Origin of the sequence: Mitsuaria sp. WAJ17 (genome assembly GCF_014174515.1) — a bacterium.
In the GTDB taxonomy this organism is placed as follows: domain Bacteria; phylum Pseudomonadota; class Gammaproteobacteria; order Burkholderiales; family Burkholderiaceae_C; genus Roseateles_B.
The window spans coordinates 1-13,108 of the sequence record NZ_JACJUG010000028.1; the positions used below are offsets into that span (position 1 = coordinate 1).

14 protein-coding genes are annotated in these 13,108 nt (G+C 68.4%); 11 read left to right on the forward strand and 3 right to left on the reverse strand.

All coding sequences use genetic code 11. The features are described from left to right. From H5407_RS19135 to H5407_RS19145, 3 genes are all read right to left on the reverse strand, one after another. Positions 1 to 381 (reverse strand): GNAT family N-acetyltransferase (locus H5407_RS19135; RefSeq protein WP_183106094.1); only part of this gene is annotated, 381 nt, incomplete at its 3' end. Positions 382 to 414: 33 nt separating this feature from the next. Then, the gene (locus H5407_RS19140) at positions 415 to 1,530 is read right to left on the reverse strand and encodes a hypothetical protein (RefSeq protein WP_183106095.1); all 1,116 of its coding nucleotides are present in this window, start codon (positions 1,528 to 1,530) and stop codon (positions 415 to 417) included. A 136-nt stretch (positions 1,531 to 1,666) separates the two neighbouring features. After that, positions 1,667 to 2,269 carry a phenylacetic acid degradation protein PaaY gene (locus H5407_RS19145; protein ID WP_183106096.1) on the reverse strand — a complete coding sequence of 201 codons (603 nt, stop codon included), beginning with the start codon at positions 2,267 to 2,269 and terminating at the stop codon, positions 1,667 to 1,669. A 176-nt stretch (positions 2,270 to 2,445) separates the two neighbouring features. Here H5407_RS19145 and H5407_RS19150 point away from each other — a divergent pair, with 176 nt between their 5' ends. The 11 genes from H5407_RS19150 (at position 2,446) to paaZ (ending at position 13,098) form a co-directional block, all read left to right on the forward strand. After that, a complete protein-coding gene (locus H5407_RS19150) occupies positions 2,446 to 3,282 on the forward strand; it encodes an enoyl-CoA hydratase-related protein (RefSeq protein WP_183106097.1) in 837 nt (278 codons plus the stop codon). 50 nt (positions 3,283 to 3,332) lie between these two features. Then, entirely contained in the window at positions 3,333 to 3,809 is a 477-nt protein-coding gene (paaI, locus tag H5407_RS19155) for a hydroxyphenylacetyl-CoA thioesterase PaaI (protein ID WP_183106098.1), read from the forward strand. Between the two features lie 4 nt (positions 3,810 to 3,813). After that, a complete protein-coding gene (gene paaK, locus H5407_RS19160) occupies positions 3,814 to 5,121 on the forward strand; it encodes a phenylacetate--CoA ligase PaaK (protein ID WP_183106099.1) in 1,308 nt (435 codons plus the stop codon). A gap of 27 nt (positions 5,122 to 5,148) precedes the next feature. Next, positions 5,149 to 6,150 (forward strand): 1,2-phenylacetyl-CoA epoxidase subunit PaaA, encoded by a 1,002-nt coding sequence (gene paaA, locus H5407_RS19165; RefSeq protein ID WP_183106100.1) that lies wholly within the window; start codon positions 5,149 to 5,151, stop codon positions 6,148 to 6,150. A 117-nt stretch (positions 6,151 to 6,267) separates the two neighbouring features. Next, entirely contained in the window at positions 6,268 to 6,558 is a 291-nt protein-coding gene (gene paaB / locus H5407_RS19170) for a 1,2-phenylacetyl-CoA epoxidase subunit PaaB (RefSeq protein WP_183106101.1), read from the forward strand. 11 nt (positions 6,559 to 6,569) lie between these two features. Next, on the forward strand, positions 6,570 to 7,346 hold the full coding sequence (paaC, locus tag H5407_RS24040; RefSeq protein WP_220800687.1) for a 1,2-phenylacetyl-CoA epoxidase subunit PaaC: 777 nt from the start codon (positions 6,570 to 6,572) through the stop codon (positions 7,344 to 7,346). Between the two features lie 4 nt (positions 7,347 to 7,350). Beyond that, a complete protein-coding gene (paaD, locus tag H5407_RS19175) occupies positions 7,351 to 7,878 on the forward strand; it encodes a 1,2-phenylacetyl-CoA epoxidase subunit PaaD (RefSeq protein WP_220800688.1) in 528 nt (175 codons plus the stop codon). Between the two features lie 3 nt (positions 7,879 to 7,881). Continuing rightward, on the forward strand, positions 7,882 to 8,961 hold the full coding sequence (gene paaE, locus H5407_RS19180) for a 1,2-phenylacetyl-CoA epoxidase subunit PaaE (protein WP_183106103.1): 1,080 nt from the start codon (positions 7,882 to 7,884) through the stop codon (positions 8,959 to 8,961). Between the two features lie 132 nt (positions 8,962 to 9,093). Beyond that, positions 9,094 to 9,702, forward strand: coding sequence for a TetR/AcrR family transcriptional regulator (locus tag H5407_RS19185; protein ID WP_183106104.1), 609 nt, complete (start codon positions 9,094 to 9,096; stop codon positions 9,700 to 9,702). An 85-nt stretch (positions 9,703 to 9,787) separates the two neighbouring features. Further along, complete coding sequence (locus H5407_RS19190) at positions 9,788 to 10,939, forward strand: ABC transporter substrate-binding protein (protein WP_183106148.1); 1,152 nt, start codon at positions 9,788 to 9,790, stop codon at positions 10,937 to 10,939. A 104-nt stretch (positions 10,940 to 11,043) separates the two neighbouring features. Then, entirely contained in the window at positions 11,044 to 13,098 is a 2,055-nt protein-coding gene (paaZ, locus tag H5407_RS19195) for a phenylacetic acid degradation bifunctional protein PaaZ (RefSeq protein ID WP_183106105.1), read from the forward strand. Positions 13,099 to 13,108 lie beyond the last annotated feature (10 nt).

Sequence of the window (13,108 nt, forward strand, 5' to 3'; positions counted from 1 at the left end):
CGCGCCGCACTGCGCCGCCCAGGCCTCCAGGGCGGCCACCAGCCGGCGGGCCAGGCCGCGGCCCCGCTGCGCCGGGTGGACCATCAGCAGCCCCAAGTGCCAGACGCCCGCCGCCGGCGCCTCGCTGCAGACCTGCAGGCAGGCGAGCAGCGTGTCGCTGCCAGGTTGGACGATGCCCAGGTGCCATTGCGCCGCCCAGGCGAAATCCGCCGGGGGCAGGCTGCGCAGGTCCACCAGGGCCTCGTCGGCAGCCAGGGGCAGGGCGCAGCGCTGGAAGTAGTCGGCACAGGCCTCGAACAGCCGCTGCAGGCGGGGCGCATCGGCTTCATCCAGGGGCTGGACGAGCAGGTCCGGGCCGGCAAGAAAGTCCTGAAGGCCCATGGGCCCTCCTTGCGATGAAGAAAAGCCCGGAGCCTAGCGCAGGAGATCGTGCTGACCCGAAAGCCATTGCGGCGTCTGGCGGCGCAGGGCGCGCAGGGTCTCACCCACCTGCCGGCGCTGGCGCTCCTGGTCCTCCTGCAGCTCCCGCAGGCGCTGGGTGTACTGCGCGGCGCGCGCCGCCTCGCCACAGGCCTCGTACAGGCGCAGGGCATTGCGTAGCAAGGGGGCACGCATGAAGGGATAGGCCTGCAGCGCCTCCGGCTGCAGAAGGGGTTCTAGCAGGGCCCGCGCACGCTCCAGCTCGCCCGCCAGGAGCGCACATTCGCCCTGGGCATGCTGCAGCGAAGCCCAGGCATGTGGCAGTTCCTCTTGCCGGATCAGGACCTGCCCCGCCTCGAACAAGGCCTGCGCCTCGGTCAGACGCCCGCCATGCATCATGCCGATGCCGATGTTCATCAGCAGGGAGGCGCGCTGTCGCGGGTGCATTTCCGGCGCCTCGATCTGCGAGCGCGCCTGGAAGGCCAGGCGCAGCTGACGCTGGCCCATGGCGTCGGCCTGCAGGTCCTCGCCGCGGCGGCGCAGTTCATCGATGGCCAGCGCTCCTGCCAGCAGGGCATTGGTGTAGGCCCGAGTCATGGCGTGGGGTTCCTGGCTTTCCCGCGCGCGGGACAAGGCCTGCATGTGCAGCATCTCGGCCTCGTCGTACTGACCCAGCTGGGCATAGACATGGGCCAGGGCGCCCAAAGCACGCGGCAGCACGGTGTGGAGCTGGGGCGGCCGGGTGGCCTGCTCGACAGCCTCGCGGGCCATCTCCAGGGCCTCGTCCATCAGGCCGGCGCCGCTGAGGCACAGGCTGGCGATGTCCAGCATCTCCACACGCTCGAGCCGGGCCTCGGCCTCCAGCAGGCTCAGAGCCAGGCTGGCGCCGGCAAAGGCCTGGCGCAAGTCATAGAGCGCCCAGCCGGCGCGGGCCTGCATCTGGCCGATCTCGCAGCGAAGGGCAGGCGCCAGGGCGTCCAGCTGGCAGCTGTCTCTGGCCGCGTCCAGCAGGGCCAGGGTGTCCCGCATGCGCTGCTCGGCGAGCGCCCGGCGGGCGCGCTCCAAACATTCCCCGCAGGCGTCAGGTTGGGATTTCAGCAAAGACTTCATGCACACCGTCCCGGCCGGCGCAAACAAGGCAGGCGCCGGACTTCCCGCAGCCTAAGGCCTCGGGCGCGCCGGCCCCCCGGAGGCGTCGGTGCAAAGCGGGGGTCGCCGTGTAGAACTTGGGGCCGGATGCGCTTTTTCAGTCCTGGCGGCTGGCATGAAGGGGCTGGTGCAAGCTGGCCGGAAGCGCCGGACGGTTGCTTTCCGCCTCAGCCAGGGGCTTCACCTCCTCCAGGCTGGACAGGCAGCGCTGGCTCAGCTGCTGGTAGGTGCGGGTACCTTCGAGCTTCCAGCGGATCTCGTCCTCGCCGAGCGGGCGCATCACCTTGGCAGGCAGGCCGGCGATGAGGGACTTCTCCGGCAGCGCCTGCCCCGCCTTCACGAAGGCGCAGGCCGCGAGGATGCTATAGGCGCCAAGCACCGCCCCGTCCATCACCACGGCCTTCATGCCGACCAGCGCGTCATGCCGAATCACGCAGCCGTGCAGTACGGCACCATGGCCGATGTGGCCATTGCGCTCCACCAGGGTCTCTGAGCCCGGAAAGCCGTGAATCACGCAGCAGTCCTGCACATTGGCGCCCTCGTGCAGCACGATGCGGCCGAAGTCCCCGCGCAGGCTGGCATTGGGGCCGACATAGCAGCCGGGTCCGACGTGGACGTCGCCGATCAGCACCGCCGTCGGGTGCACGTGAGCGCTGGGATGGACCACGGGGATCACCCCGTCAATGGCGTAGCAAGGCATGGGAACTCCGTTTGGCAGGCCACAGCGCGGGTTGGCGGGTGGGTGGCAGCGCAAACCTAGGGTTTACGTCAATCCACCAGCGCTTGTGCCAGATCAAGCGACACCTTACGATCTACCGACCGGTCGGTCAAGAGTGCAGAAAACTTGACCTGACGCATAGCCACACGAGGCCACCCATGTCCCAGACGCCCGCCCAGCCTTCCGCGCCCCCCGCAGACGCCGCCCTGCTGATCAGCCAGGAAGGTGCCGTGCGCACCCTCAGCTTCAACCGCCCCGCGGCGCTGAACGCCTTCACCGCCCAGCTGTTGGCCCAGACCCGCGCCGCCCTGGACGAGGCCGCCGAGGACGCCGGCGTGCGCGCCGTGGTGATCACCGGCACGGGCCGCGCCTTCTGCGCCGGGCAGGACCTGTCCGACCCGCTGATCAAGCCCGAATTCGGCGCCGATGCCCGCCCCAAGGACATCGGCCACCTGCTGGACAACTACTACATCCCCCTGGCCCTGCGCGTGCGCTCGATGCCCGTGCCGGTGATCGCCGCCGTCAACGGCGTGGCCGCGGGCGCCGGTGCCAACCTGGCGCTGGGCTGCGACCTGGTGATCGCCGCCGAATCCGCCAGCTTCATCCAGGCCTTCTCCAAGATCGGCCTCGTGCCCGACTGTGGCGGCACCTGGCTGCTGACCCGCCTGGTGGGCCGCGCCAAGGCGATGGAACTGGCCCTGCTGGGCGACAAGCTGCCCGCCGCCGAGGCCGCCCGCCTGGGCCTGATCGCCCGCGTCGTGCCCAACGAGGAGCTGGCCGCCACCGCCCAGGCCCTGGCCGCGCGACTGGCCGGCATGCCCACGCGCGCCCTGGTCGAGACCCGCCAGGCCTTTGACGAAGCCCTGAGCCTCAACTTCGAGGACGCCTTGAAGCTGGAGGCCGTGATGCAGAGCCAGCTGGGTTTCGCGCACGACTACCTCGAGGGCGCCGCCGCCTTCCTGGAAAAGCGCGCGCCGATCTTCAAGGACCGCTGAGACAGCCCCTTGCTGCCCCGCCCCTTCCTGTTGTCCGAGGAGCCGCCTGCATGTCCACGTCCCTGAGCCCGCAAGCCGTCGCAGAAGCCGTGCGCGACGCCATGTTCCGCGAGGACCATGCCTCCAAGGGGCTGGGCATGGACATCCTGGCCGTAGGCCCCGGCAGCGCCACGATCCGCATGCCGGTGCGACAGGACATGCTCAACGGCTTCGCCATCTGCCATGGCGGCCTCATCACCACCCTGGCCGATTCGGCCTTTGCCTTCGCCTGCAACGCGTACAACGAGTTGACGGTGGCCTCGGGCATCACGATCGACATCGTGGCGCCCGCACGGCAGGGCGACGTGCTGACCGCCGTCGCCCACGAGGTTTCGCTCGCCGGCCGGACCGGTGTCTATGACGTGAATGTGCGCAACCAGCGGGACGAGCTGGTGGCCGTGTTCCGCGGCAAGTCCTACCGCATCAAGGGCAAGCCCGTGGTTCCCGGCCTGGTGTCTGCCACCGACGCTGGCGCTGCGCAGGAGTGAACCCATGACCGTGAAGCATCCCGCCCCCGGCGACCTGGAACCCATCGAGACCGCCAGTCGCGATGAACTGCAGGCGCTGCAGCTGCAGCGCCTGCAATGGACGCTCAGGCACGCCTACGAGAACGTGCCCCATTACAAGGCCGCCTTCGACGAGAAGGGCGTGCATCCCTCGGACCTGAAAGCACTGTCCGATCTCGCGAAGTTCCCCTTCATGACCAAGAAGGACCTGCGCGACCACTACCCCTTCGGCCTCTTTGCCGTGCCGCGCGAGCAGGTCGTGCGCCTGCATGCCTCCTCCGGCACCACCGGCAAGCCCACCGTCGTGGGCTACACGCAGGCAGACATCGACACCTGGGCGAACCTCGTCGCCCGCTCGCTGCGTGCCTCGGGCGTGCGCCGCGGGGACATCGTGCACATCGCCTACGGCTACGGCCTCTTCACCGGCGGACTGGGCGCGCACTACGGCGCCGAACGCCTGGGCTGCACCGTCATTCCGATGTCCGGCGGCCAGACTGAGAAGCAGGTCCAGCTGATCCAGGATTTCAAGCCGGATGCCATCATGGTCACGCCCAGCTACATGCAGGTGATCATCGAGGAGTTCGTGCGCCAGGGCCTGGACCCGCGCGAGAGCTCGCTGAAGGTGGGCATCTTCGGTGCCGAGCCCTGGACCGAAGCCATGCGCCGCGAGATTGAGGCCAAGGCCGCCATCGACGCCGTGGACATCTACGGCCTCTCCGAGGTGATGGGACCCGGTGTCGCCAACGAGTGCATCGAGTCCAAAGATGGCCCGGTCATCTGGGAAGACCACTTCTACCCCGAGATCATCGATCCCGAGACCGGCGAGGTGCTGCCCGACGGCGCCGAGGGCGAGCTGGTGTTCACCTCGCTCTCCAAGCAGGCCCTGCCCGTGATCCGCTACCGCACCCGCGACCTCACCCGCCTCTTGCCGCCGACCTCGCGCAGCATGCGCCGCATGGGCAAGATCGTGGGCCGCTCGGACGACATGCTGATCATCCGCGGCGTCAACATGTTCCCCACGCAGATCGAGGAGCTGGTGCTGCAGGAGCCGCAGCTCTCCGGCCAGTACCAGATCGTCGTCAGCCGCGAGGGCCCGCTGGACGAAGTGCTGGTGCGCTGCGAGATGCAGCCCGGCGCCGACATGGCGCTGAAGGACGGCATTGCCCGCCATCTGCAGCACCGCATCAAGACGCTGATCGGCGTCTCCACCAAGATCGACATCGGTGCGCCGGACAGCATCGAGCGGACCTTGGTCGGGAAAGCTCGGCGCGTGATCGACCGCCGCCCCAAGTAACCCCCGGATTCCCACAAGGAGCCATTCATGTACACACAAGCGATGAGCGTCGGGCCGCAGGAGCAGGCGGCCAAGGTGCAGAGCGCGGAGGATGCCAAGCGGCTGGAGGCCTTCGAGGCCCGCGTCGGCGAGGGCGAGTTCGTCGAGGCCAAGGACTGGATGCCCGAGCACTACCGCAAGACCCTGGTGCGCCAGATCAGCCAGCACGCGCACTCCGAGATCGTCGGCATGCTGCCCGAGGGCAACTGGGTCACACGCGCGCCCACGCTCAAGCGCAAGGCCATCCTGATGGCCAAGATCCAGGACGAGGGCGGCCACGGCCTCTACCTCTACTCGGCCGCCGAGACCCTGGGCACCAGCCGTGACCAGATGCTGGAGGCCCTGCACTCGGGCAAGGCCAAGTACAGCTCCATCTTCAACTACCCCACGCTGAACTGGGCCGACATCGGCGTGATCGGCTGGCTGGTCGATGGCGCGGCCATCATGAACCAGGTGCCGCTGTGCCGCTGCTCCTACGCGCCCTATGCACGGGCCATGATCCGCATCTGCCGTGAAGAGAGCTTCCACCAGCGCCAGGGCTACGAGAGCCTGCTGGTGATGATGCAAAGGGGCACGCCCGAGCAGAAGGAGCTGGTGCAGGACGCCGTCAACCGCTGGTGGTGGCCGTCCCTCATGATGTTCGGACCGCATGACAAGGACTCGCCCAACTCCGAGCAGTCCATGCGCTGGGGCATCAAGCGCATCTCGAATGACGACCTGCGCCAGAAGTTCGTCGATGCCACGATCCCGCAAGCCGAGGTGCTGGGCGTGACCGTGCCGGACCCCGACCTGAAGTGGAACGCCGAGCGCGAGCACTACGACTTCGGCGCCATCGACTGGGACGAGTTCTGGCGCGTGGTGGGCGGCGATGGCCCCTGCAACCGCGAACGCCTGGCCACCCGCGTCAAAGCCTGGGACGAGGGCGAATGGGTGCGCGAAGCCGCCCTCGCCTATGCCAAGAAGCAAGCAACAAAGGCGCAAGCCGCCTGACAGACCACCCCCTACGCGCTGCGCGCGCCCTCTCGAAGGGGGCGAGCCCGCAGGCCCGGCCAAGCCGGATCCTCGGGCTCCGCGCGGTCAGAACACCGAATACGAAAGGATGCTGACATGAGCCCCAAGAACGAATGGCCCCTGTGGGAAGTCTTTGTGCGCAGCAAGGCCGGCCTGGACCACAAGCACTGCGGCAGCCTGCACGCGCCGGACGCCAAGCTGGCCCTGCAGATGGCCCGCGAGGTCTACACCCGTCGCCAGGAAGGCGTGAGCATCTGGGTCGTGCTGTCCAGCCAGATCGTGGCCTCGGACCCGGGCGAGAAGGGCATGTACTTCGATCCCATGGAAGACAAGGTCTATCGCCATCCGACCTTCTACGAGCTGCCCGACTCCGTCAATCACATGTGAGCGTGCCCACCATGAGCCAACAATCGATCAAGGTGGGCGACAAGCCCGAGGTGCGCTACCTGCTGCGCATCGCCGACAGCTGCCTGGTGCTCTCGCAGCGCCTCTGCGAATGGTGCGGCCACGGCCCCATCCTGGAGGAGGACCTGGCGCTCACGAACATGGCGTTGGACCTCATCGGCCAGGCACGCGGCCTGCTGACCCGCGCCGGCCAGCTCGACGGCCAGGGCCACGACGAAGACCAACTGGCCTTCCTGCGCGACGAGCGCCAGTACTTCAACCCGGTGCTGATGGAGCTGCCCCGCGGCGACTTCGCCTTCACCACGGTGCGCAACCTGGCCGCCGCCACCTGGCTGCGCCTGCTGTGGGCCCGCCTGCAGGACTCCAACGACGCCGAGGTGGCCGCCATCGCCGCCAAGGCCTTCAAGGAAGCCAGCTACCACCAGCAGCACGCGGCCGACTGGACCGCGCGCCTGGGCGACGGCACCGAGGAATCGCGGCGTCGCATGGAAGAGGCCCTGAAGACGCTGTGGCCCTACACCAACGAGCTCTTCGCCAGCGATGACATCGACGCCCATGCTGCCGCCACCGGCCTGGGCCCCACCTGGGACACGCTGCGCGCCGACTGGCGTTCCGCCATGGACGAAGTGCTGGCCGAGGCCACGCTGCAGGCGCCCGCCGACAGCCGCTACATCCCCAGCGGCCGCGTGGGCATCCACAGTGAGCATATGGGCCACATGCTCAGCGAGATGCAGTACCTCCAGCGCGCCTTCCCCGGCGGCGTGTGGTGAAGCCATGAGCACGTCGACGCCCTCCAGCGACCAGGCCTGCGGGCGGCTCTCGGCCGCCTGGGAAGTCCTTCGCCAGATCCCGGACCCCGAGGTCCCGGCGGTGAGCCTGTGCGAGCTGGGCATCGTGCGTGACCTCAAAGAGACGGCCGGCGGCCTGGAGGTGGTGCTCACGCCCACCTACTCAGGCTGCCCCGCCACCGAGCTCATCCAGGACAACGTGCGCGAGGCCCTCGCCCGCTTCGGCGAGATCGCGATCACGATGCAGCGATCGCCCGCCTGGACCACCGACTGGATCACCGAGGAGGGCCGGGCCAAGCTCAAGGCCTATGGCATCGCACCGCCGGGGCCTGCGCATCCAGGGGCGGAGCAGCCGATCCGGCTGGTGCACCGGGCTTCGCTGACGAAGCTGGCGTGCCCGCGCTGCGGGTCGGAGCAGACCGAGCGCCTTTCTGCCTTTGGTTCCACTGCGTGCAAGGCCCTGTATCGCTGCCTGTCCTGCCGTGAACCCTTCGAACACTTCAAACCCATCTGAATCATGAGCCTCAGCTTCCACCCCCTGCGCGTCCGTGAAGTCCGGCCGGACACCGAAGAAGCCGTGATCGTCAGCTTTGACGTGCCGCCCGAGTGCGCCGAGCTGTTCAAGTTCACGCAAGGGCAATACCTGACCCTGCGTGCCGATGTCGAAGGCGAAGACCTGCGCCGCTCCTACTCCATCTGCGCAGGGGTCGATGACGACTGCCTGCGCGTGGGCGTGCGCAAGGTGATGGGCGGCCGCTTCTCCAACTGGGTCAACCGCGAGCTCAAGGCCGGAGACGTGATCCAGGTCTTCCCGCCGCAGGGCCGCTTCTTCGTGCCGGTGGAGCCGCAAAGCCAGCGCCACTACCTGGGCGTCGCCGGCGGCTCGGGCATCACGCCCATCCTGTCCATCATGAAGACCGTGCTGGCGAAGGAGCCGGGCAGCCGCTTCACCCTCATCTACGGCAACCGCCGCCAGGCCTCCACCATGTTCAAGGAGGAGATCGAGGACCTGAAGAACCAGTACCTGACCCGCGTCTGCCTGCACCACGTGTTCAGCGACGAGGTGGTGGACTCGCCCCTGATGGCCGGCATCATGAACCGCGACAAGATCGCCGAGTTTCTGGGCGCCCTCATCGAGCCCGCCAGCATCGACCACGCCTTCATCTGCGGCCCCTACCAGATGAACGACGAGGCCGAGGCCGCGCTGCTGGCCGCAGGCGTGAAGCCCGAGTCCATCCACATCGAGCGCTTCGGCACGCCCGAGATGCTTGCCGGCCAGCCCGCGCCGCACGAGGTGCGCGAGGGCGATGCCGAGGTGGCCACGGTGCTGGTGATCCGCGACGGCCTCTCGCGCGAGATCAGCGTCAGCAAGAGCGACCCCAGCATCCTGGACGCCGCCGCCCGCGCCGGCATGGACGTGCCCTTCTCCTGCAAGAGCGGCGTGTGCTCCACCTGCCGCTGCAAGCTGATCGAGGGCGAGGTGCGCATGGACAAGAACTTCGCGCTGGAGAAGCACGAGGTGGCGGCCGGGTTCATCCTCAGCTGCCAGGCTCACGCGCTGACCCCCCGCGTCGTGATCTCCTTCGACGAGCGCTGAGAATGGCTCCCCCCCTACACGCTGCGCGTGCCCCCTCGAGGGGGCGAGCCCGCAGGCCCGGCGAAGCCGGATCCTCGGGCTCCACTCGATGAAGACGAGATCGGCAGCCACGACAGAAAGCTAGACGACCCCATGGCCAGAGGCAGAGCCCCCGGATTCGATGCCAGCCGCGACCAGATCCTGGCGCAGGCGGCGCGGCTGTTCGCCGCGCAAGGCTATGCCGGCACCTCCATGAACCAGGTGGCGGAGGCCTGCGCGGTGAGCAAGCCCACGCTCTACCACTACGTGCGGGACAAGCACGAGCTGCTGGTGCAGATCTGCGAGACCCATGTGCAAGGCCTGGCCGCCCTGGTGGCCGAGGTGAAAGGGCAAGACCTGCCCCCCGAGCAGCACCTGCGCACCCTCATCGCCCGCTTCATGCAGGCCTATGGCGAAGCGCAGAACGAGCACCGCGTGCTGACCGAGGACGTCAAGTTCCTCGAAGGCTCCGACCAGGAACGCCTGCTGGCCGTCGAGCGCCAGGTGGTCAACGCATTCGCCGAGGCCGTGGCCGCGGTGCGCCCGGAGCTGCAGGCCGCCAAGCTGCACAAACCGCTGACCATGCTGCTCTTCGGCATGATCAACTGGACCTTCACCTGGCTGAAGCCCGACGGCGAGCTCAGCTACGACTCGGTCGCGCCCATGGTGGCGGACCTCTTCTTCGGGGGCCTCGGCGCCGTGGGTGCCACGAAAGTCTCGTGAAGGCTTTCGCACCGACGATCACCGCGCGAGGATCCGCATCCTGCACACATTGGCAAGACCAACACAAGGAGACACCGTGAAGCTGATGAAGAAGACCCTGCTGGCGCTGGCCGGCACCGCCGCCCTGATGAGTTCCCTGGGTTTGGCACATGCCGACATCAATGTGGGCGTGACCGTCTCGGCCACCGGCCCCGCCGCCTCCCTGGGCATCCCCGAGAAGAACACCTTCAGCCTGCTGCCCACCACCATCGCCGGGCAGAAGGTCAACTACATCGTGCTGGACGACGCTTCGGACACCACCACGGCAGTCGCCAACACCCGCAAGCTGATCACCGAGCACAAGGTCGATGTGGTCGTGGGCTCCACCGTGACGCCCAACAGCCTGGCCATGATCGACGCCGTGGCCGAGAGCCAGACGCCCATGATCTCCATGGCCGCCTCGGCCCGCATCGTCGAGCCCGTGGACGCCAAGAAGCGCTGGGTCTTCAAGACGCCGCAGAACGACATCATGATGGCCCTGGCCATCGCCTCGCACATGGCCAGCCAGGGCGTGAAGACCGTCGGCTTCGTGGGCTTCGCCGATGCCTACGGCGAGGGCTGGTACAACGAGTTCAACAAGGTCGCCTCGACCAAGGGCCTGACCATCGTGGCCAGCGAGCGCTACAACCGCACCGACACCTCGGTGACCGGCCAGGTGCTCAAGATCCTCGCCGCGCGGCCTGACGCCGTGCTGGTGGCCGGCAGCGGCACGCCCGCCGCCCTGCCCCAGAAGACGCTGAAGGAGCGCGGCTACGCCGGCAAGTTCTACCAGACCCACGGCGTGGCCAACAACGACTTCCTGCGCGTGGGCGGCAAGGACGTGGAAGGCACCTTCCTGCCCTCCGGCCCCGTGCTGGTGGCCAGCCAGCTGCCGGCGGACCATCCGGTCAAGAAGAGCGCCCTGGACTACGCGGCCAAGTACGAAGCCGCCTTCGGCAAGGGCACGGTCTCGACCTTCGGCGGCCACGCCTGGGACGCAGGCCAGCTGCTGCAGGCCGCCATCCCCGCTGCAGTCAAGAAGGCCCAGCCCGGCACGCCGGCCTTCCGCGCCGCCCTGCGCGACGCCCTGGAGGCCGTCAAGGAACTGCCCGGCGCGCATGGCGTGTTCAACATGTCCGACAAGGACCATCTGGGCCTGGACCAGCGCGCCCGCGTGATGGTCAAGATCGAGAACGGCACCTGGAAGTACCAGCCCTGATCGCCCATCCCTGACGGCGGCGCCCCGCAAGCGCCGCCCCATGAAGCGCCCCGCCTTGCGGGGCCTTTCTTTCATCCCCTCACAAGCCATCCGGAGGAGCCGCCATGAGCGCCAACGTCCCTGTTCTTCAAAGCCTGATCGCCGGCCGCTGGGTCGGCAGCCAGGCCGCGCGCGGCCTGCACAGCGCGCTCAATGGCCGGCTGATCGCCCAGACCCATGCCGAGGGCCTGGACTTCGGCGAGAGCCTGGCCTATGCCCGGGGTCAGGCCTTGCCTGCCCTGCTGAAATCCACCTTCCAGCAGCGCGCCGCCACGCTCAAGGCCCTGGCCAACTACCTGATGGAGCGCAAGGAGCAGCTCTACGCGATCTCGGTGCACACCGGCGGCACGCGCCCGGACAACTGGATCGACATCGAGGGCGGCATCGGCACCCTCTTCGCCTACGCCTCCATGGGCCGCCGCGAGTTGCCCTCCAGCAATGTGGTGCATGAAGGCCCGGCCCAGCAGCTGGGCAAGGAAGGCCACTTCTGGGGCAGCCATGTGCTGGTGCCCAAGCGCGGCGTGGCCGTGCACATCAACGCCTTCAACTTCCCCATGTGGGGCATGCTGGAGAAGTTCGCCCCCACCTTCCTGGCGGGCATGCCCTGCATCGTCAAGCCGGCCACGGCCACCAGCTATGTGGCCGAGGCCTGCGTGCGGCTGATCCAGGAGTCCGGCCTGCTGCCTGAGGGTTCACTGCAGCTGATCATCGGCAGCTCGGGTGACCTGCTGGACCGCCTGGAGGAGACCGACGTCGTCACCTTCACCGGCTCGGCCGACACCGCCGCCATGCTGCGCGTCAACAAGAATCTGATCGCGCGCTCCATCCCCTTCAACGCCGAAGCGGACAGCCTCAACTGCGCCATCCTCGCCCCGGACGTCACGCCGGACGACCCCGAGTTCGAGCTCTTCGTCAAGGAAGTGGCCAAGGAGATGAGCGCCAAGGCCGGCCAGAAGTGCACGGCCATCCGCCGCGCCATCGTGCCGCGCCATCTGGTCGATGCCGTGGGCGAAAAGCTGCGCGAGCGCCTGGCCAAGATCAAAGTGGGCGACCCCATCGTCGAGGGTGTGCGCATGGGCGCCCTGGCCTCTCGCGAGCAGCAGAGCGACGTCACCGAGCGCGTGGCCCTGCTCTCGGAAGGCAACGAGGTGCTGCTCAGCGCCCGTGACGGCTTCGCGCCGGTGGGCGAGGGCGTGGCCGAGGGCGCCTTCTTCGCGCCCACCCTGCTGCTGTGCCGCAACCCCCTGGCCAACGAGACGGTGCACAGCGTCGAGGCCTTCGGGCCCGTGTCCACGCTGATGCCCTACGAGGACTTCGACGAGGCCCTGCATCTGGCCGCCAAGGGCCGCGGCAGCCTCGTGGGCTCGGTGATCACCAAGACGCCGGCCCTGGCCGCACAGGCCGTGATGCACGCGGGCGCCTTCCATGGCCGCATCCATGTGCTGGACCGCGATGCCGCCAAGGAGTCCACAGGCCACGGCTCGCCCCTGCCCATGCTCAAGCACGGTGGCCCGGGCCGCGCCGGCGGCGGCGAGGAGCTGGGCGGCATCCGTGCCGTCAAGCACTACCTGCAGCGCGTGGCCGTGCAGGGCTCGCCCACCATGCTGACCGCCATCACCGGCGAGTACCAGCGCGGCGGCAAGGTGCACGAGGACGTGATCCACCCCTTCCGCAAGCACTTCGAGGAGATCCAAGTCGGCGACTCGCTGCTCACGCATCGCCGCACCGTCAGCGAGGCGGACATCGTCAACTTCGGCGGCGTCTCGGGCGACTACTTCTACATGCACTTCGACGAGGTCGCTGCCAAGGACACGCAGTTCGGCCAGCGCATCGCGCACGGCTACTTCGTGCTGTCGGCCGCGGCGGGCCTGTTCGTCTCGCCCGCGCCGGGCCCTGTGCTGGCCAACTACGGCCTGGACACCCTGCGCTTCGTGAACCCCGTGGCCATCGGTGACACCATCCAGGCCCGCCTCACCTGCAAGCGCCGCATCGACCGCGGCAACCGCCCGGACCAGCCGCCCCAGGGCGTGGTGGCCTGGGACGTGCAGGTGATGAACCAGCGCGGCGAGCTGGTCGCCAGCTACGATATCCTGACCCTGGTGGCGAAGAAGAACGGCTGAGGCCGTAAGA

What these genes read in the sequence shown, in the direction of transcription:
- H5407_RS19140 (WP_183106095.1), bottom strand. Translation starts at nt 1,530, where the DNA reads ATGAAGTCTTTGCTGAAATCCCAACCTGACGCCTGCGGGGAATGTTTG.
- H5407_RS19145 (WP_183106096.1), bottom strand. Translation starts at nt 2,269, where the DNA reads ATGCCTTGCTACGCCATTGACGGGGTGATCCCCGTGGTCCATCCCAGC.
- H5407_RS19150 (WP_183106097.1), top strand. Translation starts at nt 2,446, where the DNA reads ATGTCCCAGACGCCCGCCCAGCCTTCCGCGCCCCCCGCAGACGCCGCC.
- paaI (WP_183106098.1), top strand. Translation starts at nt 3,333, where the DNA reads ATGTCCACGTCCCTGAGCCCGCAAGCCGTCGCAGAAGCCGTGCGCGAC.
- paaK (WP_183106099.1), top strand. Translation starts at nt 3,814, where the DNA reads ATGACCGTGAAGCATCCCGCCCCCGGCGACCTGGAACCCATCGAGACC.
- paaA (WP_183106100.1), top strand. Translation starts at nt 5,149, where the DNA reads ATGTACACACAAGCGATGAGCGTCGGGCCGCAGGAGCAGGCGGCCAAG.
- paaB (WP_183106101.1), top strand. Translation starts at nt 6,268, where the DNA reads ATGAGCCCCAAGAACGAATGGCCCCTGTGGGAAGTCTTTGTGCGCAGC.
- paaC (WP_220800687.1), top strand. Translation starts at nt 6,570, where the DNA reads ATGAGCCAACAATCGATCAAGGTGGGCGACAAGCCCGAGGTGCGCTAC.
- paaD (WP_220800688.1), top strand. Translation starts at nt 7,351, where the DNA reads ATGAGCACGTCGACGCCCTCCAGCGACCAGGCCTGCGGGCGGCTCTCG.
- paaE (WP_183106103.1), top strand. Translation starts at nt 7,882, where the DNA reads ATGAGCCTCAGCTTCCACCCCCTGCGCGTCCGTGAAGTCCGGCCGGAC.
- H5407_RS19185 (WP_183106104.1), top strand. Translation starts at nt 9,094, where the DNA reads ATGGCCAGAGGCAGAGCCCCCGGATTCGATGCCAGCCGCGACCAGATC.
- H5407_RS19190 (WP_183106148.1), top strand. Translation starts at nt 9,788, where the DNA reads ATGAAGAAGACCCTGCTGGCGCTGGCCGGCACCGCCGCCCTGATGAGT.
- paaZ (WP_183106105.1), top strand. Translation starts at nt 11,044, where the DNA reads ATGAGCGCCAACGTCCCTGTTCTTCAAAGCCTGATCGCCGGCCGCTGG.